The 20,885-nt window shown below is 59.6% G+C and carries 19 protein-coding genes and 5 pseudogenes; 12 read left to right on the forward strand and 12 right to left on the reverse strand.

Going from position 1 to position 20,885, the window contains the following annotated elements:
- Positions 1 to 23 precede the first annotated feature (23 nt).
- Together BB934_RS38980 and BB934_RS38985 are read left to right on the forward strand one after the other, a co-directional pair.
- A complete protein-coding gene (locus BB934_RS38980; RefSeq protein WP_099515633.1) occupies positions 24 to 638 on the forward strand; it encodes a glutathione S-transferase in 615 nt (204 codons plus the stop codon).
- Between the two features lie 285 nt (positions 639 to 923).
- Positions 924 to 1,115 carry a hypothetical protein gene (locus BB934_RS38985; protein ID WP_099515061.1) on the forward strand — a complete coding sequence of 64 codons (192 nt, stop codon included), beginning with the start codon at positions 924 to 926 and terminating at the stop codon, positions 1,113 to 1,115.
- A gap of 209 nt (positions 1,116 to 1,324) precedes the next feature.
- Here BB934_RS38985 and BB934_RS38990 read toward each other — a convergent pair.
- Positions 1,325 to 2,373 (reverse strand): annotated as a pseudogene (locus BB934_RS38990) (ATP-binding protein); the annotation flags it as partial.
- A gap of 50 nt (positions 2,374 to 2,423) precedes the next feature.
- Here BB934_RS38990 and BB934_RS38995 point away from each other — a divergent pair.
- Positions 2,424 to 3,134, forward strand: coding sequence for an IS6 family transposase (locus tag BB934_RS38995; protein ID WP_099515062.1), 711 nt, complete (start codon positions 2,424 to 2,426; stop codon positions 3,132 to 3,134).
- 52 nt (positions 3,135 to 3,186) lie between these two features.
- Here the strand turns inward: BB934_RS38995 and BB934_RS49820 are convergent.
- From BB934_RS49820 to BB934_RS39015, 4 genes and pseudogenes are all read right to left on the reverse strand, one after another.
- Positions 3,187 to 3,324 (reverse strand): annotated as a pseudogene (locus tag BB934_RS49820) (GFA family protein); the annotation flags it as partial.
- A gap of 109 nt (positions 3,325 to 3,433) precedes the next feature.
- The gene (locus tag BB934_RS39005) at positions 3,434 to 4,195 is read right to left on the reverse strand and encodes an NADPH-dependent F420 reductase (protein ID WP_099515063.1); all 762 of its coding nucleotides are present in this window, start codon (positions 4,193 to 4,195) and stop codon (positions 3,434 to 3,436) included.
- A 52-nt stretch (positions 4,196 to 4,247) separates the two neighbouring features.
- Positions 4,248 to 4,712, reverse strand: a complete 465-nt coding sequence (locus tag BB934_RS39010) for an SRPBCC family protein (RefSeq protein WP_099515064.1) — start codon at positions 4,710 to 4,712, stop codon at positions 4,248 to 4,250.
- A 2-nt stretch (positions 4,713 to 4,714) separates the two neighbouring features.
- A complete protein-coding gene (locus tag BB934_RS39015) occupies positions 4,715 to 5,029 on the reverse strand; it encodes an ArsR/SmtB family transcription factor (protein ID WP_099515065.1) in 315 nt (104 codons plus the stop codon).
- Positions 5,030 to 5,497: 468 nt separating this feature from the next.
- Between BB934_RS39015 and BB934_RS49825 the strand changes: the two genes are divergently transcribed.
- On the forward strand, positions 5,498 to 5,815 hold the full coding sequence (locus BB934_RS49825; RefSeq protein ID WP_237050794.1) for a plasmid pRiA4b ORF-3 family protein: 318 nt from the start codon (positions 5,498 to 5,500) through the stop codon (positions 5,813 to 5,815).
- Here BB934_RS49825 and BB934_RS39030 read toward each other — a convergent pair.
- Positions 5,725 to 6,435, reverse strand: a complete 711-nt coding sequence (locus tag BB934_RS39030) for an IS6 family transposase (protein WP_099515067.1) — start codon at positions 6,433 to 6,435, stop codon at positions 5,725 to 5,727. The two genes, BB934_RS49825 and BB934_RS39030, sit on opposite strands and share 91 nt — an antisense overlap.
- 51 nt (positions 6,436 to 6,486) lie before the next feature.
- Here BB934_RS39030 and BB934_RS39035 point away from each other — a divergent pair.
- A pseudogene (locus BB934_RS39035) lies at positions 6,487 to 6,939 on the forward strand (DDE-type integrase/transposase/recombinase); the annotation flags it as partial.
- A 238-nt stretch (positions 6,940 to 7,177) separates the two neighbouring features.
- Here the strand turns inward: BB934_RS39035 and BB934_RS39040 are convergent.
- Entirely contained in the window at positions 7,178 to 7,576 is a 399-nt protein-coding gene (locus BB934_RS39040) for a lysozyme inhibitor LprI family protein (RefSeq protein ID WP_418294830.1), read from the reverse strand.
- 156 nt (positions 7,577 to 7,732) lie between these two features.
- On the opposite strand from BB934_RS39040, the pseudogene BB934_RS51295 reads away from it, so the two are divergent.
- The 5 genes and pseudogenes from BB934_RS51295 to BB934_RS39060 all read left to right on the forward strand — a co-directional run.
- Positions 7,733 to 7,948 (forward strand): annotated as a pseudogene (locus BB934_RS51295) (IS6 family transposase); the annotation flags it as partial.
- Positions 7,949 to 8,078: 130 nt separating this feature from the next.
- A pseudogene (locus tag BB934_RS39050) lies at positions 8,079 to 8,760 on the forward strand (DDE-type integrase/transposase/recombinase); the annotation flags it as partial.
- Positions 8,761 to 8,992: 232 nt separating this feature from the next.
- The gene (locus tag BB934_RS47965) at positions 8,993 to 9,139 is read left to right on the forward strand and encodes a hypothetical protein (protein WP_157934598.1); all 147 of its coding nucleotides are present in this window, start codon (positions 8,993 to 8,995) and stop codon (positions 9,137 to 9,139) included.
- 554 nt (positions 9,140 to 9,693) lie between these two features.
- Positions 9,694 to 10,755: a glycosyltransferase family 4 protein gene (locus BB934_RS39055; RefSeq protein WP_099515069.1), complete on the forward strand. Its 1,062-nt coding sequence runs from the start codon at positions 9,694 to 9,696 to the stop codon at positions 10,753 to 10,755.
- Positions 10,756 to 10,848: 93 nt separating this feature from the next.
- Positions 10,849 to 13,062 (forward strand): amylo-alpha-1,6-glucosidase, encoded by a 2,214-nt coding sequence (locus BB934_RS39060; protein WP_099513503.1) that lies wholly within the window; start codon positions 10,849 to 10,851, stop codon positions 13,060 to 13,062.
- Positions 13,063 to 13,481: 419 nt separating this feature from the next.
- On the opposite strand, the gene BB934_RS39065 is transcribed toward BB934_RS39060, so the two are convergent.
- The 3 genes from BB934_RS39065 to BB934_RS39075 all read right to left on the reverse strand — a co-directional run bounded on the left by BB934_RS39065 (position 13,482) and on the right by BB934_RS39075 (position 17,333).
- On the reverse strand, positions 13,482 to 13,715 hold the full coding sequence (locus BB934_RS39065) for a helix-turn-helix domain-containing protein (protein ID WP_099515070.1): 234 nt from the start codon (positions 13,713 to 13,715) through the stop codon (positions 13,482 to 13,484).
- A gap of 555 nt (positions 13,716 to 14,270) precedes the next feature.
- Positions 14,271 to 15,413 (reverse strand): RHE_PE00001 family protein, encoded by a 1,143-nt coding sequence (locus BB934_RS39070; RefSeq protein ID WP_249777997.1) that lies wholly within the window; start codon positions 15,411 to 15,413, stop codon positions 14,271 to 14,273.
- Between the two features lie 270 nt (positions 15,414 to 15,683).
- A complete protein-coding gene (locus BB934_RS39075) occupies positions 15,684 to 17,333 on the reverse strand; it encodes an IS1182 family transposase (protein ID WP_099512264.1) in 1,650 nt (549 codons plus the stop codon).
- 291 nt (positions 17,334 to 17,624) lie between these two features.
- On the opposite strand from BB934_RS39075, the gene BB934_RS39080 reads away from it, so the two are divergent.
- Positions 17,625 to 18,602, forward strand: a complete 978-nt coding sequence (locus BB934_RS39080; protein WP_099515071.1) for an ABC transporter substrate-binding protein — start codon at positions 17,625 to 17,627, stop codon at positions 18,600 to 18,602.
- A gap of 65 nt (positions 18,603 to 18,667) precedes the next feature.
- On the opposite strand, the gene BB934_RS39085 is transcribed toward BB934_RS39080, so the two are convergent.
- The gene (locus BB934_RS39085; protein ID WP_099515072.1) at positions 18,668 to 18,988 is read right to left on the reverse strand and encodes a hypothetical protein; all 321 of its coding nucleotides are present in this window, start codon (positions 18,986 to 18,988) and stop codon (positions 18,668 to 18,670) included.
- A 783-nt stretch (positions 18,989 to 19,771) separates the two neighbouring features.
- Positions 19,772 to 20,254 carry a DUF6894 family protein gene (locus BB934_RS39090; RefSeq protein WP_157934599.1) on the reverse strand — a complete coding sequence of 161 codons (483 nt, stop codon included), beginning with the start codon at positions 20,252 to 20,254 and terminating at the stop codon, positions 19,772 to 19,774.
- Positions 20,255 to 20,582: 328 nt separating this feature from the next.
- On the opposite strand from BB934_RS39090, the gene BB934_RS39095 reads away from it, so the two are divergent.
- Positions 20,583 to 20,810: a DUF6894 family protein gene (locus BB934_RS39095; protein ID WP_099515074.1), complete on the forward strand. Its 228-nt coding sequence runs from the start codon at positions 20,583 to 20,585 to the stop codon at positions 20,808 to 20,810.
- Positions 20,811 to 20,885: the final 75 nt, after the last annotated feature.

A 20,885-nucleotide genomic window follows, 5' to 3' on the forward strand; every position in this document is an offset into this window, starting at 1 on the left:
CGGTGGCGAATCCGTTCTGGCTGATGGTGGTGCATAAGTCCGTCCGGAGTGATGCGCTGGCGGGTCTGGATTTTGAGACTGAAGTCCTGTCCGGGGAAGATCCGAGCGCCAGGGCCGAGCTGCTTCATCTGTCACCGTCGTTTCTGGTGCCACGCCTGACCCATGGAGAAATCCGGGTCTGGGACGCACTGGCCATCGCCGCTTACCTGAACGAGATCTCCCCAAAGGTTCACCTTCTTCCCGCGGAGCCGGCGGCCCGGGCATGGTGCTGGTCGATCTCAGGTGAGATGCATGGAGGCTTCATCAACCTGCGCTCTTCGCTGCCGATGAACCTCAAGGTCCGCCGGGCGGACTTCAAGGTCTGGGGCGGAGCCAAGTCCGACATCGAGCGGATCACGGCGATCTGGCGGGAATGCCTGGTGCGCCACGGTGGCCCGTGGCTGTTCGGCACTCGTCCGACCCTCGCGGACGCGATGTACGCGCCAGTCTGCACGCGCTTTGTCACCTATGGTGTTGCGCTCCCGGAGGAAAGCGCATCCTACCGCGATCACGTCATGAACTGGCGGTTGATGGGTGAGTGGATCGAAGGGGCGCTTGCCGAGCCTGAAGAGATTGAGGAGCTCGATATAGAGTTCTGACCATTCTTGCCCAAAGCGGTATTTTCGGATTGACGCTGCAAGGGCTATGAGTTGTGGGAGCAATCGCGGCGTTGTTGCTGGATCTGCCCGGGCACGCATTGGGCCTGCCCCGAGGTAACTGGTTTTGCCACTAGCTTCTGAGCGCTACTCGCATGCTTGAAACGGAGTTTTTCTGCGCCGCACAAAAACGGAGCTTGTTTGGCGCAATTTCCCGGCTAAAGATAGACACATATAGACCAGCCTCATGCCAACCAGCGGAGATTGCTCGGAAAACGGGAGAGCATCATGGACGATCATCTTTGCCCGCACTGCTCTTGCGATGCAGCATCCGTCCTTTGCTTCAGAACCGATGACGGACGCTTCGCCGCCGCCATCCAGTGCCATGTCTGTGGGTACGAGAAGCCGACCGCCGAGGGGTTCGAGGATGAGCAGGCAGCGCGCGAGGCTGCCCAACGGGAGTGGTTCCAAACGGTTTGACAGCCCCTCCCCTCGCTAGCCATCTCTTTAAGGGGGCGGCTGATCGTCAATCGGTTTCAGGTAGCTTCGAGCGGACATGCAGGCTGGCCGACCGGACCCGGGCGGCGAGGTGGTAATGGCTCACCTATCCGTCCGCGCTGAGATGGCAACTTCAGCTAACCCTCGAGGCTGGCAGGGTATCCATGACACCAATCTGTCCCACCCTGACGTCACGCCCCGCGGATCATGCTGCGGATCCTGGTCGCGAGTGCCTCGACCGCGAACGGTTTGGTGATCATCTCCATGCCGGGATCGAGGAAGCCATTCGCGAGCGTGGCATTCTCGGCATAGCCTGTGATGAACAGCACCTTCAGGTCCGGCCGCGCGACGCGCGCCTGGTCCGCGAGCTGGCGTCCGTTGATGCCGGGGAGCCCCACATCCGTGACCAGAAGGTCGACGCGCTCGCGCGATTGCAGGACCTTGAGACCTAATGGCCCGTCAGAAGCCTCGAGGGCCCGGTAGCCGAGGTCCTGGAGCACCTCGACGATCAGGTCGCGGATCACCGGCTCATCCTCGACCACCAGCACCGTCTCCCCGCCTCGGAGCGCGGGACTTCGGACGTGGTTTCGCTGAACTCCTCCTCCTCGGCCGTTCCCCGATGGCGCGGCAGGTAGATCTTGGCCGTCGTGCCGTGGCCGACCTCCGAATAGATCCTGAGGTGGCCCTCGCTTTGTTTGGCAAAGCCGTAGACCATCGACAGGCCAAGCCCGGTGCCCTGGCCCAGAGGCTTGGTCGTAAAGAACGGCTCGAAGGCCCGCGCGATCACGTCCGGCGGCATGCCCGTTCCGTTGTCCGTCACGCAGATGCAGACATACTGCCCTGGCGTGACGTCCCGCTGTGCTGCCACATAGGCGTTGTCCAGGTGCGCGTTGCAGGTCTCGATGGTGAGCTTACCGCCGTCGGGCATGGCGTCCCGGGCATTGATCGCGAGGTTGAGGATTGCACTCTCGAGCTGGTTCGGGTCGCACAGGGTCGTCCAGAGCCCGCCCGCTGTGACGATCTCCAACGCATGCAGCGGACCGATGGTGCGGCGGAGCAGGTCCTCCATGGAGGCGACGAGTTGGTTGGCGTTGACTGGCTTCGGATCGAGTGGCTGGCGGCGCGAGAAGGCGAGCAGACGATGGGTCAGGGCGGCGGCGCGTTGGGCCGAGCTCATAGCGGCCTTGGCATAGCGCTCGATGTCCTCCGTCCGGCCTTGGGTGATGCGGGTCTGCATCAGGGCACCGTCAGGTTAACCAGCGGGTGACCGGATAGAGGCATACGTGAGGGATGAACTCGACCCATCACCCTCGCTATGCTCGTCACCGCTTCCCGGCGGAGGTCATCAGCCATGCCGTCTGGCTCTACTTTCGATTCCCGCACAGCCTGCGGATGGTCGAGGAAATGCTGGCTGCCCGCGGCATCCCGGTCAGCCACGAGACCGTGCGGCAGTGGGCGCTGAAGTTCGGCCAGGGTTTTGCCAACCAGATCCGCCGCCGTCTTCCGGCAGCCGGTGACAAGTGGCATCTCGACGAGGTGGTAATCAGCATTGCAGGCCGAAAGCACTGGCTCTGGCGAGCGGTGGACCAGCATGGGGTCGTGCTCGATATTCTGGTCCAGAGCCGCCGTGACACAAAAGCCGCCAAGCGGCTGTTGCGCAAGCTGCTCAAGAAGCAAGGCATCGCACCGCGCGTGATGATCACCGACAAACTCGCGAGCTACGGTGCCGCAAAACGAGAGATCATGCCGAGTGTCGAGCATCGCCAGCATAAGGGCTTAAACAATCGAGCGGAAAACAGCCACCAGCCAACCCGACGACGGGAGCGCATCATGAAACGCTTCAAGTCAGCCGGGCAGGCGCAACGCTTCCTATCAGTCCGTGATCAGGTCGCGAACCTCTTCCGCCGTCCTGCCAACACCAATGCAGGTGACCATCGCGAGGCCCGCTCGCATGCCTTTACTGCTTGGGCCGAAGTAACAGGCGTTGCCGTGAGCTTCTGATCGGGCGACCCAGGAAGGCGCCTTGCCTTCAGCTCGTTAAATTGACGGTGCCGGTCAGATAAGATCCGTGCCCGGTGCCGCTTCGCTTCTGGCAATCGCGGCACTGGCAGTGGTTCTCGAAGATGGGTTCACTGGTCGTTTCATAACGGATTGCTCCGCACGCACATCCGCCGGTATAAGGGTTGGGCATCATCATTCTCCTTCGAGCAGAATTCTTAAGTGGCAGCGTGATCGGGCCGAGTTCGGGTTGGCGAAAATGTCGATGGCCCGGTGAGGGGTCTTGCGCCTGAATCCCTGTGTCAGAGTGGATTCAGTGAACGGTTCAGTGCGATGACATCGGCATGGACGTCAGCATAGGCCGGTTTGTTGGCAAAGAGCTTACCATAACTCTCTCTCCACTCATTGTCGCGAATCTTCTCCGCCTTGCCCCTAGCCGCCGCCCGGATTCCTTCCTGTGTCTTTTCCACGCCGTAGTCGCAGCAATAGGCAGGCGTCGAAGGCTGCTGTCGCCACGACTCCTCTAACGAACCGCCGTCGACCGGATCGAACCCCATTTCACTCACCAGGCCCACTACAACCTGTTTTCCCCAAGCATCATCACCTGCGATTGGGATAGCTATCCGATCCGGCGAGCCTTCGGGTTTTCCCAGTTCAGAGAGGGCGTGGAACATGATGCTGTTGAACGCCTTGAAAATGGGGCGGCCGAGCTGCTTTGATGTCCAGACGCTTTCCGGCATGCCGGCGTCGATCTCCGCAATGCGCGGATCGCGCACGTCGGGGTAATAGTTCGCTGTATCGATGATCACCACGCCTGTCGCAGCGCGATCGAACAAGTCGTTGGGCAGCTTCGCCACAGCGGGAAATGGCATGGATAGCAGCACGACGTCCGCGCTCTCTACGGCGCCGTAGATATCCGTAGCGGTTGCCCCGATTTCATCCGCAAATTGCTGGACTGCCTCGGGGCCGCGGGAATTCGCGACCCGCACGTCGTGACCCTTCTCGCTCCATCGGCGGGCGAGAGTTCCCCCCATCTCGCCAATGCCAATAACGCCAATCCTCATGATTTCACCTTCCTATTGTTGGCGTCGAAAACCCATCCTGTTTGCGAAGGGATCAGGCCGCCTTTGGTTTTGCGAAGACGTCAATCGCGCTGCCGGTCTCCAGGAAGGATTTCAGACTTGAGAGGACCATCGGCCAACCCTTGCTGATCCCGGCCACCATCCCGCTGCCGGCCTCGAGCTCGTCATGTGTGACCGTTAGGCGGACCATGTTGTCGTATTCCTCGATCGAGAATGTCACCCGGCTGTAGCTTGCCGGATCGGACGCCTGCGAGGCATTGGCCCAGGTGAAGATAAGTCGGGTCGGCGGCGAGACCTCAACGACCTCGCCGACGAGTTCGACAGTCCGCTCATCGTTGGCACGGATGTGTTCCCATTTCGATCCGGGCTTCCAGTCGGAGACGTTCTCGTGGCCCCAGTAACGCCGGGCGATGTCCGGTTTCGTGATGGCCTCGAACACCTTTTCTGGGGTCGAGAGAATGTAGGTCACGTAAACGAAGCTCGTCGTCTCTTTGGTCATTGTTACTCTCCTTCGAGTTCCTTCTTAAGATCGTGCAGCAGGCTGAGCCGCTGCCGTTCAAATTTCCGCACCCATCGCTCGTAAACCTCATGGAGTGGCACTGGGTTGATGAAATGCAGCTTTTCCCGGCCGCGCCTCACCGTGCTCACAAGATTGGCAGCCTCAAGAATCCCGAGGTGCTGGGTGGCGGACTGCCGGGCCATGTCGAGGTTCTCGCAGAGCTGGCCGAGCGTCTGCCCGTTCTGCTCGCACAAAAGGTCGAGCAGCTTCCTGCGGGTCGGGTCTCCCAGCGCCTTGAAAACCTTGTCAGCGTCCATCGGTCATTCTCGTCTGCGAACATCATATGCAGGCATTTACCTGCATGTCAAGGCAGGTTCATCCCAGACAGAATTCCTCCGTGGATGATCAGGAGAGCGCTCGCAGCAAGGCTTCGGCCAGTCCGGACGGGTTCTCCCAAGCCCTTGAATGGCCTGCCTTGGGCACGATACTGATGTGCACGCCGTTTTGCGGCGAACGCTCCGTATCTGGATCCGGCAAGGATGCCTCACCAAAGATGACCGTTCTCGGCATCGTCATCTAGTGAAGTATCTCCCGCCATGGAGAGCATGAGGTTTTGTGGGACAGACTGGTAAGGGGTCGGCGGTACATGGTTTCCAGCCAGACGAAACAAGGCTGCGGGACACCTTCATTTGCCAAAGCGCACTCCATCCAAACCCGGGCCGCCGGGTCCTTCTCCAGCTCCGGAGATTCTGCAGCTCAAGATTTGGCTGCTCGGCATCAGCCCCATGATCTGGCGGCGGGTTCAGGTGCCAGCCAGCCTAACGCTGCGGGAGTTGCACGGTATCATCCAGGTCGTGATGGGCTGGGAGGGCATCCACCTGTTCCAGTTCATGCTCCGGGCCAGACGGTTCGGCTCTCTGGAGTTGGCGGCCCGGTCTCCAGATGGTATTGTCAACTTGACGCCCGGTCGGCACAGCTGCCGCAGGTGCTGCCCCCCTCAAGCCAGTCCAGATCAGCCTACGAGGGCAGTCCCGGTTGCATCGCGCCAAGAAATGAAAGCGCAATCGCGGGCCACGCGATACTCACTGGCGGAAAGACGGTGACGGCGGAGTTGGAAGTGGTTGTGGATCGGAGTGTGAGTGGCGAGGAATTGCTGTGCCTGCCGGACTGACTTAAACCGCCTCATGTGACGCTCCCGCCGTCGGGTGGGTTGGTGCGACACCTCGCAGCGGTTGTTGAGATACCGGCTCTGCCGATGCTCAACGCCTGGCAGGATCTCACGCTTGGCGGCACCATAGGATCCAAGTTTGTCGGTCACGATGACCCTGGGCACATAGCACAAGCCCTTGAGCAGCTTGCGGAAGAAGCGCTTGGCGGCCGTCTTGTTGCGGCGACTCTGCACCAGCACATCAAGCACGTTGCCGTGCTGATCAACGGCCCGCCAGAGGTAGTGCAGTTTGCCTCGGATGCGCACGAACACTTCATCCAGAAACCACTTGTCGCCAGGCTGCGGCCGGCGCCGTTTGAGGGTGTTGGCATAGTCACGGCCGAAGCGCAGGCTCCATTCACGGATGGTCTCGTAGCTGACCACGATGCCGCGAGCGGCCAGGATCAGTTCAACCTCCCGCAGGCTGAGGCTGAAGCAGTGATACAGCCAGACCGCCTGGTTGATGATTTCAGCGGGAAAGCGGAAGCCGCGGTACGGGTTGGACATCGTGCTCATATCGGAGACCCTGCCACAGATCCCGAACTCTCGCCAACCTGACAATACCCTGTCGCTGCGGCCGGGCTGACAATTGACTTCATGCTTTCGACCAAGCGGGATGCGGCTGCTGCTCGACGGTTCTTCCGGAAGGCGCTGAAGCAGCTGCATACGCTCAATCCGCGTACCATCGCAGTGGATAAGAGCGCAGCCTACCCCATTGCAGCGAAAGCTTTGAAACCGGAGGGAACACTCTGGCGCTTCGCCAAACTTCGGCAGGCGAAATTCTTGAATACCATCGTCGAGCAGGATCATGGGCGCATCAAGCAGCTGGTCCGGTCAAGATTGGGCTTCAAGAGCTTCGTGTCTGTCGCCCAGACAATTGCTGGCTATGAGGTGGTGGCGATAATCCGCAAGGGACAAGTGGTGAGCGCACCAGCGAATGACATGAAGGGTCAGACCGACTTCATTTCTGCATTGTTGAGCGCAACCGCCTCACCGGGCACACAACCGGCTCTCACATGACCTGAGCCAAGACTTGCAACATAATCTGTTCGCGGGGGTTGAGGGTGACCCATCCCCGATGATCATATCAACCGGTTGCCTGCGTTACGACGCGCCGAGCGGGAACGAGGGCGGAAGGAGCTCTGACCAGGACGTCAAGGATGCAACGCATATGCTGGTGGGCTACCTCTAGCTCAGGCGAGCGTCAAAGGATGTGTAGGGCTGAACCGAACCCAAGCCGCCTCCCTTGCCAGCGTGGTCAGGAAGGACTGCGTTTGGTGAGTGCCTCGAAGCCTCCTCTCAGCTGCAAGATCCGGTCGGAATAGGCTTTGCTCAGGCAGATACGATTATCCTTGCAACCGGCGCGCCGTTTGAGCCAGGCGACCTGTGCTTCATCGAGGTCGCCGTGGGAGCCCATGCCGAGAAGAGGCTTGAGTTGAGTGTAGAGGACGGACATCTCAGCATCCTCATCATTCAGATGGCGATCGGCACAGACAGCCTCCTCGTCGGCCGCTTCGGCCTTGGTGCAGTCGAAGCTGGCGGCTTGGACGGGCTGCCATGCTGCCGTCAGCAGTAAGATTGAGAGAGCAGTAAGGCAGAAGGCTTTTCCGGGCATTGGGCAATCCTCAAAAGGGATTTCATCTTTAGGGAGAACCATTCAAGCTAGCAAAAGCTCCGTGGTGGATGGCTTCTGTTCGGATCAAGCTTAATGAAGAGTGAAACCGGTGTTGTCTTTGAAGGGGATGCCTGGGACAGCCCTCAGAGGGTACTGTCAGATTGGTAACCGCTTGGGGCCAGTAGCAGGGTGTTGGGCATGAACACGACATCCAGTTCTTGCCGCGGCTTTTGCTTTCCGGCGGAAATCATCAACCAAGCTGTCTGGTTGTATCACTGCTTCAGTCTGAGTGTACGTGAAGTCGAGTTGATCCGCGCAGCGCGAGGCGTCGTGGTCAGCTACGAGACTGTCCGTGAGTGGGGCCTGCGCTTCGGGCGGACCTACCCCAACAGCTGTGAGGTCCGACGACATCGTTTCAACTTTCTGATCGTCAGATCAGTCTCTGAGATGCGATGCTGATCCTGTTGCTGCGGGGAAAGCGATGGATTTGACGAAGGCGCGCCTCGTGTGGGTCGAACTCTAAGCCAAGACCGGGGATGCTGGACTGGTGTGTCGTCGCTGCGGCATCTCTCGACCCACCCTGCGCAAGTGGTGGCGCCGCTATCAGGCTGATGGCGAGGCGGGCCTGGTGGAGCACAGCCGCCGCCATCATCGTCTGGCCGCCCAGAAGGTCTTTGGCGACCAAGAAGCGCTCATCCTGTCGCTTCGCCGGGAGCGGCGGCTCGGGGTCAAGCCACTGCGCAATGAGCTGATCCGGCAGCACGATCTGACGCTGTCGCTCGACACCATCCATCGGACGCTCGTCCGCCATGGCGCGCAGGTATTGAAGCGACCACGCCGGTGGTGCAAGGGAACACGCCGCTACAGCCGCCCGATCCCTGGGGACCGTGTCCAGATGGACGTCTGTAAGAGCAGGCCAGGCGTCTATCAGTACACCGCGATCGACGATTGCAACCGCTACAAGGTGCTCGGAATCTACAACCGCGCCACGGGCGCCAACACCCTCGACTTTCTGGAGCGGGTCATCGAGGAGATGCCGTTTCCGATCCAGCGAATCCAAACCGATCGCGGGCGCGAATTCTTCGCCGAGACGGTTCAGCAGCGCCTGATGGACTGGGCCATCAAGTTTCGGCCGATCCCGCCCAGATCTCCCCATCTGACACGGGAAGGTCGAGCGCACGCACCGCGCTGATCGGGAGGAATTCTGGGACACGGTTGATCCCAAGGGTCCGGGATCGAGTTAGGTCGTCGCTTGCTTCCTGTCAGGGTTGCCTTCTGCCAACCACGAACGTTGAGACCTTTTCGGCCAGACAGCGACTCAGTCAACATCAACGGCACCTCACTATCTGTGTTCCAGCGAAGCATGACGACTGTGTCTGGGCGAGCCGGCGGTCCAAGTGCCATGGAGGAACTCGGGCCGATCAGATCCTTGCCGCGGTTTGGGGATGGAGCTCGCACATGCTGACGGCCTGTCAGATCTTGATCGTCGAGGACAACGCGCTGATCGCCGAGGAGGTCAGTCAGTTCCTGATGGAGGCAGAGGCCGAGGTTCTCGGTCCCGCCTTGAGCATCGCCGAAGCCAAGCAGTTACTGAAGACAGGGTAGTCGTTCGATGCGGCCCTGCTCGACGTGCACCTGGCAGATGGAAGGATTACCCCCGTTCTGGACGTTCTGAGAACACGCCACATTCCAACTTTGGTTTACACAGGAGGTGCCGTGCCCGAGGAAGTTGGTCGGCATCAGCATGACCTGGGCCTTGTGGCGAAACCGGTGTCCTCCGCACACCTCGTCCGGGAGCTCAAGGCGGTCATGGAGGACGTTGCCCGCATCCAAAGCCAGGTAACGTACCGAGACCGCCGGTAACCGGAAACGGTAATAAAAGATGGTCGATAGCCTGTGACTTGGGCTCGGCGATGACTAAGGGCAGGCTCCGGACCGGATGGCTTTAGGGTGCAGAATACTGCTTATCCCTACAATGCCAGTTCGCAAGGAGAGGAGATTCGAACACTAGATCGTCGTCCTCTCAGATCGACAAGTGAATGTCTCTTCAGCCGCAGGACGGAACATTTGTGCACGCTGTCGCAGCTCAGGAACGGTCACGACGGTTGACCGTTGACCGCTCGGCAGGATCTGAGACCTGCAGCACCGGAGATGTTGTGATGCGGATCGCACAGGTTGCCCCCTTGGCCGAGGCCGTCCCGCCTAAACTCTATGGAGGGACCGAGCGGGTGGTGTCCTGGTTGACTGAGGAGCTCGTGCGTCAGGGTCATGATGTGACCCTGTTTGCTAGCGGCGATTCCAAGACAGCCGCAAAACTCGTCCCCTGTGTTCCCCAGGCGCTGCGCCTTGCAGGGATCCGGGACCATATCGCCAGTCACCTCGTCATGCTGAACGAGGTGCGGGCGCGGGCGGATCAGTTCGACGTCATCCACTTTCATGTCGACCTGCTGCAGCACGTCCTGTTCCAAGACTTGGCGCATAAGTGTCTCACAACCCTCCATGGCAGGTTGGATCTGCCCGACTACATGCCGGTGTTCCGGACCTTCAACGAGATGCCGCTGGTCTCCATCTCCAACAGTCAGCGGGTCCCCATGCCGCCGCATGTGAACTGGCTTGCTACGGTTCACCACGGATTGCCGCCCAGCGTCTGTCCCTTCCACGAAGTGGGTGGGGAGTATCTCGCCTTCCTGGGCCGCATCGCACCGGAGAAGCGACCGGACCGTGCGATCCAGATCGCGACACAGGCCGGTATTCCATTGAAGATCGCTGCCAAGGTTGATCCGGCGGATCAGGCCTACTATGACGAGGCCATCGCGCCGCTGCTCGACCATCCCCTGGTTGAGTTCATCGGCGAGATCGATGAGAGCGCCAAGGGCGACTTTCTCGGGCGTGCTTTGGCGCTGCTATTCCCGATTGATTGGCCCGAGCCTTTCGGTCTGGTGATGATTGAGGCCATGTCGGCCGGGACGCCTGTGATCGCCTTCCGCAACGGCTCAGTCCCTGAGGTTGTTGCTGATGGCGTCACTGGTTTCATCGTCGAGACAATGGATGAAGCGGTCACGGCCGCTCGTCAGGTTGAGAGCCTGGGTCGAGCGGGTGTGCGGGAAGTCTTCGAGTGCCGCTTCACGGTGGCTCGCATGGCCAAAGACTATGTCCATGCTTACGACACCCTGCTGACAAAAGGCGGCACTGATCAGCGCCATCTGGTTGCGGCAGAGTAAACAATCGATCGCTTCCGAGCACCATGAGCGTATGGCTAAGCCGGCCATGGCAGCATTGAGCCTATACAGAACATCAACAACGAGGAAATTGGCATGAGCGAACGCGTCATGGGACCGGCCTCGGACCATCCAGAACCTTCTTCGGAGCAGCTTTCGGAACACTACATTGAGGCTCAAACATCCTTGGTCGAACGGAGTTTGCGAACGCTGAAGACGGGCGACGCCTTCGTGGTGCTCGATACCCATGGCGACTGCGGTACCGTGCCGGATAGTCCAGAAGGCCTGTTCTTCCAGGATACTCGTTACCTTTCACGGTTTGAGATGCGGTTTGAGGGCAAGCGCCCCCTGCTGCTGGGCTCAGTCATTCAGGACGATAATGCAGCGCTCACGGTTGACCTGACGAATCCCGACATAAGGCCGGGGGAGGACACCGCGCTGCCGCGGGACATCATCGCACTCAATCGAACCAAGTTCCTTTGGAAGGGGGTTCTCTACGAGCGAATTGGCCTGCGCAACTATGACGCTCACCGGCGGGTCTTCCGCCTCGAATGTCGGTTCGACGCCGATTTCTGCGACCTGTTCGAGGTCCGCGGTATGCAGCGGGATCATCGCGGTCACCTTTCAATCAAGACCGTGACTCCCGACCGGATCGTGTTCAGCTATGAGGGACTCGACGGGATCGTCCGTCAGTCCATGCTGCACTTCGAGCCGTGGCCAACACGCCTTGAGGCTAAGCGAGCCATTTACGAGATGGCGTTGGAGCCAGACGAGCGCCGCTCGATCCTGATCTCGGTGGCATGTGAGGAGCAGAAAACTGGGGAGATCTTTAGTCCCGAGGTACCTAACTTCCTCAAGGCCTACCGAGACACCCGTCGAGCCTTGCGGGCGACGACGCGGGAGATCGCCAAGATCAAAACTTCGAACCACCTCTTCAACGAGGTTATCTCCCGCTCCGCGTCCGATATGTACATGCTGGTCACGCCCACCGAGTGCGGCCTCTACCCTTATGCCGGCATTCCCTGGTACAGCACGGTTTTTGGTCGTGACGGCATCATCACCGCAATGATGCTTCTGTGGGCAGACCCATCCATTGCAAAAGGCGTGCTGCGCTACCTGGCTGAGATGCAGGCTACCGACGTCGATCCTGCCGCCGATGCTCAGCCCGGCAAGATTTTGCACGAGCGTCGCTTGGGCGAGATGGCTCGCCTCGGCGAGGTCCCGTTCCGGCGCTACTACGGCACAGTGGACGCAACACCCCTTTTCGTTATGCTGGCAGGCCAATACTACGAGCGCACGGGCGACCAGGAGACCATCAAGGCAATCTGGCCGAATATCGAAGCGGCCCTGCGCTGGTGCGATGAGTACGGTGATCGCGACGGCGATGGCTTTGTCGAGTATCACCGGGAAACGGATCAGGGGCTAGCCAACCAGGGCTGGAAGGACAGCCACGATTCCATCTTCCACGCGGATGGCTCGGGAGCCGAAGGTCCGATCGCACTCTGCGAGGTACAGGCATACGTCTTCGCAGCCAAGCAGGCTGCCGCGCGGCTGGCGACGACACTCAATCAAGCAGATATCAGCAACCGGCTTGCCAAGGAAGCCATCAACCTTCGTGAGAGGTTCGAGGCAGCATTCTGGTGTGAGGATATCAGCACCTACGCCTTGGCACTCGACGGAGCTAAGCGGCCCTGCCGTGTGCGGGCATCCAACGCCGGGCATGCCTTGTTTGCCGGCATTGCTGCACCGGAGCGGGCCCGCCGGGTTGCGAGGACATTGATGAGCCCCGACTTTTTCAGCGGCTGGGGCATCCGCACGCTCGCGCGGGGCGAAGCGCGGTACAATCCAATGTCGTACCACAACGGCTCAATCTGGCCGCATGACAATGGGATGATTGCGCTCGGTATGGCGCAGTATGGCCTGAAGCATGAGGCGGCGCAGGTTTTCCGGGCCTTGTTCGAGGTCGCAAGCTATCAGGAATTGCGCCGTTTGCCCGAACTGTTCTGCGGGTTTACGCGCCGGCGCCACCGGGGACCAACGGCCTACCCGGTTGCCTGCTCACCGCAGGCGTGGGCCGCGGCGACACCGTTCGCGCTTCTTGGATCGAGCTTGGGGCTGGAACTCAATCATGAGGGAAATGCGGTTCGGTTCAACGATCCAACCTTGCCAAGCTTCCTGGACGAGGTCTTGATCCACGAGCTTCGCGTGAATGCCTCAACGTTTGATCTGAGACTACATCGGTATGGACAGGATGTGTCGCTGAATGTCTTAAAGCGCGCGGGCGATGCCCGCATTTTGCTTGCGAAGTAGCGCAGTCCCTGATTTGAGCGCCACAGCACGGCGCTGGTGCATGGAGGTTGGGCAGTGCGCAGCTGGATGTGGCATAGGGCTCTTCAGGCGACCTTCGCTGAAATCGACTTGGCGACACGGATCATTTGGTAGATTAACTTTCCCTCCGCGCGTATGACGCGATTGAATGTCATGAGCCCAACGGCCACAATCCAGCACCGTCAGTTCGATGCAGCGATCTTTGATCTTGACGGCGTGTTGACCGACACGGCGAGCCTCAGCATAATACAACTTGTCTTACGCTGAGAAAGCAGCTGTCAAGTGATGTTCCGGAAGGCTTCGCTCTGCTGTTCTCAAAGCACGCCGGCATCCGCCTATGAGAATTCAGCAACGGCTTTCCTGCACCTTGCATAGAGCTCGCCAATCAGAATAGCGGGGCCTTAGATCAGCTGATCCTGAGGCACTTTGAGGACCATTGAGAGGATTTCGAGCATCTCCTCCTCGATATCCTTGTTGCCTTCTTCAATTGCTTTGATGGCCTCCTTGGAAATGCCGCTCTTTTCGGCGAGGTCATCGCGCGAGATGTTCCTCCATCGGCGATAAGCCATTAGGGCGGGCTCGCCGCCTGCGAGCGCATAGGTAACATCCATCGGGACTCGGAAGACATCAACCATCGTCGCCTCCTCCAGAATCCGAGCTTAACACAGAACGAGCTGCCCATGTGGTGCAGATGTCACAGCAACTGAGGGAGCTCGCACTGATGCTCGCTCCCGCACTTTTAGGGGGCCTTGCGGCGTGAGCCCGGACGGATGGCGGTATTTGTCCAACACGTGGCTGAAGCAGAACGGCTGTTCTATCCCGCACACCGCTCAGTTCACAAAGGGATCGGCTTGAATGCTTGTCCTCGGATATGGGGCAACCCTCCATGATACGAATTAGTCTTGATGAGGACTAAAACAAAAAGCCGTCATCTCAGATGATTTCGAACGGAGAGAGGCTCTGGAGTCGCCGCGTACAGGATGTGAAACCATTGGCCTCCTGATGTAGATGTAAGCTTAACCGCAAATAGGACTCATAACTTATCTTAGTTCATGCTTTGTTCTGGTGTTCGGATTTCATATCAGGTAGAGTCAATACTCAGAAATTACAGAAGCGGAGCCGTGATGAGCATGGACAAGAACAAGGCTATCGAAACGTTAGGATTGGATAATTTGGCTGACATGCAGGAGCTACACGATCCCCCAGGCCCGATAGCGCCGCCGGCCAGTCAATTCCCTCGGCAGCGCCCCTCCCAGCTGCAGGAGCATCAGGTCCACGGCCTTGGGCGTAACTTTGAGCAGTTTCGCGCCCAGTGGCACCGTCACAAGAGGGCGTGACAGGAACAGGTTCACGAGCTCGCGCAGCCTGGAATTGCTGCGGCATTTATCGGCCACCCGGTTCATCAGCTCCCGGGCGAGGATTAGCCGCTCCAGATCCTTGTTCGCGATCTCGACGGCCTCTTCGAGCACCTGGCAGAAGCCCTGCAGTTTTTCGAGGATCCCTTCCCTGCCCTGCGGCCGGAACTTCGATTGCTTGAACCCGGCCGCGAGCGGCAGGAGGTGGCTTGTCAGTCCTCGAGCCCGGAGGATCGACGCGGCCATGATCAATCCGAGCCATGGTTGCCGGGTATAGAGGTTCAGATCGAGCCAGGCGTCCCAGGCGACGGCGGCCGCGGCGACTGCCGGCCAGTGGGAAACCCGCTTCACCATATCAAGCCAGGCATCTTCATTCTCAGCCTCGTCCCGATCCGGATCGTAGACCAGATGGGATCGGCTTTTCGGGAGCGGAGTTTCGCCGGCCAGAACCTTATCAGTCCGATCAAGCAGCGCGTCGATTTCCGCAAAGTGCGCTTCCCACGGATCGGCATCGTTGGCGAAGGCTGGATAGGCCTCCTCATCGTCCGGATCGACCTTTCTTTTGCCCTTGGCCTTCGGCTCATCGGGTTTCAGCGGTCCAATTCCTCGCAGAGCCGCCAAACCGTCATAGGAAATTGGCCAGGGCGCCTTCCTGACCATTGCAGCCCGTCGCGCCCTTAAAGCTGATGCAGCTCGCGTGAGCTCGTGAGTCGGACTCCGCACGTCCATGCCGGCGTCATGCAGCACCAAGTCGCCGATATCGACCAGATAACCGTCCAGCAGAAGGGATCTCACCGCTTCGTTCATGTCGCACCGGGATTGCCAGCCAGCGGCTAATCCAGACGCCTCAAGGCGGGCGTCGAAGGATTTTATTTCGAGCGCGACTTTCTCCAGACGACCGACGACTTTCTCCCAAGGGATCTCGGGGAGCTCAAAGCTCTTTGGTTGCTCTTGATTTGAGATCGAGAAGTTAAGCATCAAATCTGCTCTGACCTATAGGCTCACGATATGTAGTCTTTGCCGAGAGCGCCAGCCGATGCACGGCCAACAAAGGTGGAATGGATCCAGATCTCTTTGCTCGAAGCCGGTCGGCGAATATGGCCGTTCCTCATGTGCAGGCGCAGATTCGTCGTGCCCTGTCGATAAGAGAGAATTGTGTCACGGAGCGGGGCTTATGGATTTGGCCTAATTGGATCAATCGCTCTAATAGCCATGTGTCCCGACATAGGTGAGATACTGTCGGCGAATTCAGAGGGCTGGCGCCAACGCAGCAAAGCGGGTCACGCGCGTCTTGGTGCGCGGCCATCCGTCCAACCAGTGTACGACCCGCAAGACGTTCATCGCAGCCGCCGAACACACCTCCTGGAGGCCGGTCTTCAGGAGCCCGATATACCAGCTCCGGCGCATTCCGAATCCCCGCACACCCTGTGAGAGCGTGCCCTCGACGCCAGCCCGGATATGATACCGCTCCTTCCATGTTGGATCGTGCATCCGGGATCGGGCTGCATTCAATGCCTCGTACTCTTGGCGCGTGTGGAAGTAGACGGCGCGGCGGGCTTCCTTCGCGGGCGTGCACAGCGCTCTGACGGCGCAGGCTCCACAATCAGAGCGGCTGAACACGGCATTGATGCGCGGGCTCCCATCCTCTCTGCGCGCGACGCGCCAAGTCGCGGAGACCTTACCCTGTGGGCAGGTCACTTGTTCGCGCTCCCAGTCGATCACGAAGTTGGGCAGATCATATCCCTGTCCCGTGCGGGCCTGCCAGGACGATACGCCCCGCACCGGCCCCTCGAGCGAGATCCCGTGGTCTTGCCGGCTGCTGACCAACAGGGCCGCATCAATGTAGGCCGAGTCCACGTAATGCTCAGAAGGCAGGAGGCCTTTGGCGGCCAGGCACGCATGGATCTCGGCCGTGCTCGTCATGTCTTGCTCCATCGCCGGGCAGGTCTTGACGTGCGTGATCAGGTGCGCGGCATCGTCATCGCAGGTCTCGGTGACATGGACCTTGTAGCCGGACCACTCCATCTGACGCTTTGTGCAGTAATGCATCTCGGGATCATAGGGCGACTGCAGCCGTTCGCCGACCGGTGGCAGTTCCGCTCCAGCCCGCCAGCGCGGCCGCCCATCGTCCCGTGCGTAATGCACCCGCCACACGTCGCGCAGCGTCTGCACCATCGGCACCGCTCGCGCCGCAGCCGGTGCGCTCGCATCGTCCAAGGCGTCGAGCAGGAAGAACCCGTCCGTGCCAATCTCCAGCGAGAGAGCTTCACGCTTCTCCCGGCTCTTGGGCAGACGATAGTCCTCAATGCGATGTGCATAGCGCTCGAACCAAGCCGGCTGAGCGATCACGCGAACCCAGTCCGGAACAACGGCGGCCAGATCATCGAGAGTGGCGCGCAGCGTCTCAGCGACGAGTTCCAGAAGATGGAGGTCATGCACGGCCCCCAACACATGCGTGCTGTCGGTGCGTTGCTTGCCGCGCGCTTTGATCAGACCGCGGGCCTTGAACCGCTCGAGCATGGTGTCCAACAGCAGATGCTCGGCCTGGCCGGCGACAAGGCGGGCCCGAAATTCGGTGAGCACGCTGAAGTGGAACCCGGGATCAGTCAGCTCGAGCCCCAGGGCGTACTTCCAGTCGATCCGGGCCCGGACAGCGTCAGCGGCTTGTCGATCGCTGAGGTGCTCGAGGAACTGGAAGATCGTGATCAAAGCCAGCCGCCACGGCGCAAGGGCGGGTTGCCCCCGGCTCGGGTAGAACCGTCGGAAGTCCTCATCCTGGTAGAGGATGCTAAATTCATCCCGGAGCCGGGTCACAATGTTGCCCTTAGGGAAAGCTGCCCGGGCGACTCGCACGGTCTCGGCCGGGATCTCACCAATCGGCTCGGGATGAAGGCTCATGGATTCCTCCTCTTGCTGAATAGCCAACAGGGAATTCGCCGACAGTATCTCAGGATGGTCCGAAGTGGATCGATGTCGAACTGAGTCGTCAATTGAGGTCACTTGAAGGTCGCCTTGCAGCCCCACTGCTGAAATAAGGGTAAGGTCGGCCCCGTGCCAGGAAGCGACGTTCCGCGCTCATAGGTTGAACTTCGCTGAGCCGTGTACGGAATTGCTCCTGCCCTTGGTTTCACCCTCATTTCGGTTCAGGTAAGATTGAGCTCTAGCTGATCAGATCCAGCGGGGTGGCGAATGAGGCGTCGCCAGTTCATCACGCTCTTCGGGCGAGCAACTCTCCTCTGGCCCTTGGGAGTATGGGCGCAGCAGGTCAATGAGGTCCCACGTGTTGGCGTCATCGTGCAGGGCGACGCTCACCTCGTCGGTCTCTCGGGACTGCGGAAAGGCCTTGCGGAGCTTGGAGCGGCGGAGGGCAAGCAGTTTAACTTGGCCGTCCGTGATACCCAGGGTAATCTCAAGGCGGCCGAAGGAGCAGCCGCCGAATTGGAGCGCAACGGCGTTGCAGTGATCGTCTCATTCGGAATGTCGCCGATCCTCGCCGTCAAGCGCGCAACAACCACCGTGCCGATGGTGTATGTGGGAGGAACCGATCCGGTAGCCGGGGGGCTCGCAAACAGCGTCGCGAAGCCCGGCGGGCGGGTTACGGGCGTTCACCACCTCCAAGCTGAACTGACGGGCAAGCGCCTCGAGCTTTTCCGCGAACTGGTCCCAGCCCTTCGGCGGGTCGCTATTTTCTACAATCCCAGCAATCCGGTTGCCCAATCTGCCATGGGTTTGGCGCGGGACGCCGCCCAGATCTTCGGGCTTGACCTCGTCGAGCGTCAGGTCACTTCGCCCGAGGAGATTCGCCGAGAGGCTGAAGGGCTAAGCAGACTCGTGGTTGATGGCTACTACTTCATCAGTGACGCCACGATCATCGGACAACAGCACACCATCACCGATGCGGCCAATCGCATCCGGCTCCCGACGATGGCGCTTGAATTGGATATCGTCCGCCGCGGCGCGCTTGCGGGCTACGGGCTCAACTATGGTGAATTGGGACGTCTGGCGGCGAAATTCGTCCAGCGAATCCTCGCCGGCGACCGACCAGGGGATCTACCGATTGAGGACATCAGCGTGCCGGCCCTCGGCATCAATCTCAAGACGGCTCGGGCTATCGGTATTGAGGTGCCGCGGGACATCCTTGTCCGAGCAGATGAGGTGATCGAATAATCGGATCCATGTGGGCCGCTGACGATGATGATATGAAATTCCGATAAGGTCCGGCATGGAACGCGTTACTGTCGACAGCGAGAGTAGAAACTCGTCTTTGCCTGATAGAGGGGGAGACCCCAATCTTCGATCGTCACCCCCAATGTGACCTCGCCCACGATCTCGATCTCCTGTGAGCCTAAGGTATGGAGCGATCCCCTGATTGGATCGCCTTCGAAGACACTGAAGTAGTCATCCTCGTGCAGCAGCGAGAAGCCGGGTCCCGTCTGTACCACGAAGAAGTCACATTGCGGGGCTGACAAAGCGATCTCGCCTTCGATGTGGTCCGAAGCCACCGCCGAGACGACACAGCACGAGACTATCGCCGACAGGAGCAGGCCCTGCATGGCCAGCCCTTCCTGAGATCAGAGGCAGCTTACTCCTATCTGGCTGCAACGCCAATTTCGCATAAGCCCCATTTTGACGAACAAACCGGAAAGTGTCCCAAGCTGTCAGCCAAACGGTCAAGAACATTGACCCAAAGTGGTAGGAACATTCGCCTCGTGCGAAACAAACCGCGAATTTCGCATAACCTCCAGTATAGAACCGGAAGCAGGCTCCCTCGGCCCGGTTTGATTGTAGGCTTGGCAAAATAGGCGTATTCTCAGGCCTGTCGTTGACCTAGCCTCTCTCGCAGCCCCCTGGGGCTCTGATACACGCCCCAATCCGCCCATGAGGGACCGGGCCCGTAAGGGAGGGGCGTATGTCTTCAAGAACTGCCCTGATAGCCGTTGTTCTCGCCGCCAGCCTATCGCTGCCGCTTCAGGCCCATGACATCTACTCGCATCTTTTGGACGAGGTGGGCGCAAGCTGCTGCGATAACAGGGATTGCCGCCCTGCGCTTTACCGAGTGAGCTCAAGTGGCGTGCAGATGCTCGTAGATCAGCGATGGATCGACGTGCCAGATGACCGGATCCAATATCGTGCCCTGCTGGGAGATACCGGCGAGACGGGCGGAGGCCATTGGTGCGGTTCAGCCTATAAACCAGACTTTGGCAATCCAAATGCCGTGTACCTGACGAAATGTGCAGTTCTGCCGCCTCAGTCTGCGTCCGCTCAGGACAGGCCGTGATTTCGCATAAGCCACAGTATAGAATGCGCTTGATAGAATGCGCTTGCTGCTACTTTGCCTAAGACAGCAGTATTCCGGGAGGCGCTTCCTTGAAGCAGCGGCAAAGGTGCTTCTCGCAGAAAAATTCGTCTTCAACCAGGACTTGAGACGCCTTGTGCTCGGCGCATCGGGTCTCAACCATCCCCCAGACAAGCAACTCAGCCGGCACCCGTTGTGCGAAGCCGCCAACAAACTCATCGTTGCAATAAATCAGCCAGCCGAGATTGCTGCCGACGATTTTGTAAGTGGCGTGAGATTGCGGCAAAGATGATCTCAAATGTTCGGAGAACGGCAGGCGGAAAACTATCTTGCCGGTATCATCCTCAACCTCAATGGCATAGTCCCGTGGATCGTGGCCTCGGGCTGCGAACACATGTTTGAGGTCTTGGGCAGCCCACGCCACTGCTCTCCAGGCAGTCTCCACATCCGGGTAATCGAGGCCGAAATCGTCGTAACTCATACCTCCATCTTTGCAGCGGATGTGAAGGTAGAAGCGAGACATGGCGTCCCCCAGAGCTAGCCGGTAGACTGCTGAAATAAAGTCCTTGGGGCGGAAGAGTTCCGGCCACCCTTGACCGTTTCAGGCTGCGGGCACCGGGCGCGTTGCGTATCAGCCCGACCGTGCTCCATTGCCTCCAAGCGTGGAGGACGCCCTGGCTGAGGGACCACGACTCCCCTGGCCGGGGCGTTTCATTGTCGGCAGCGAGCCGGTTTTCACGCGCGGGGCCGAGCAGTTCGTACGGCGTATCAATCCTATGATAGATTGCTTCATAGTACTTGAGACATCACGCTCCAGGCCAAGCATCATCCTGCCGTGGATCGAGCGACCAATGCGCTACTACTTTCACCTAGTAAGTAGCCAGCAGATCATCCTCGATACTACAGGGGTCGAGATCAGAGATCCTGCAACAGTGCAACACATGGTGCCCCGGTTGATCCGCGAGGTTCAAAAGGAGCCTGACCAGACCGCCAAGGACTGGGAGGATTGGCGGATCGATGTCGAGGATCCGTTCGGCAATGTCATCGTGTCCGTCCCCTTGGACACCTCGCTGCCGTAACCATCACGGTAGACTTACGTGGTGCCCATTCCATACTGGGGCTTATGCGAAATTGCGCGGCAGGTTTCTCGCGCG

The organism is Microvirga ossetica, from assembly GCF_002741015.1.
GTDB classification, from domain to species: domain Bacteria; phylum Pseudomonadota; class Alphaproteobacteria; order Rhizobiales; family Beijerinckiaceae; genus Microvirga; species Microvirga ossetica.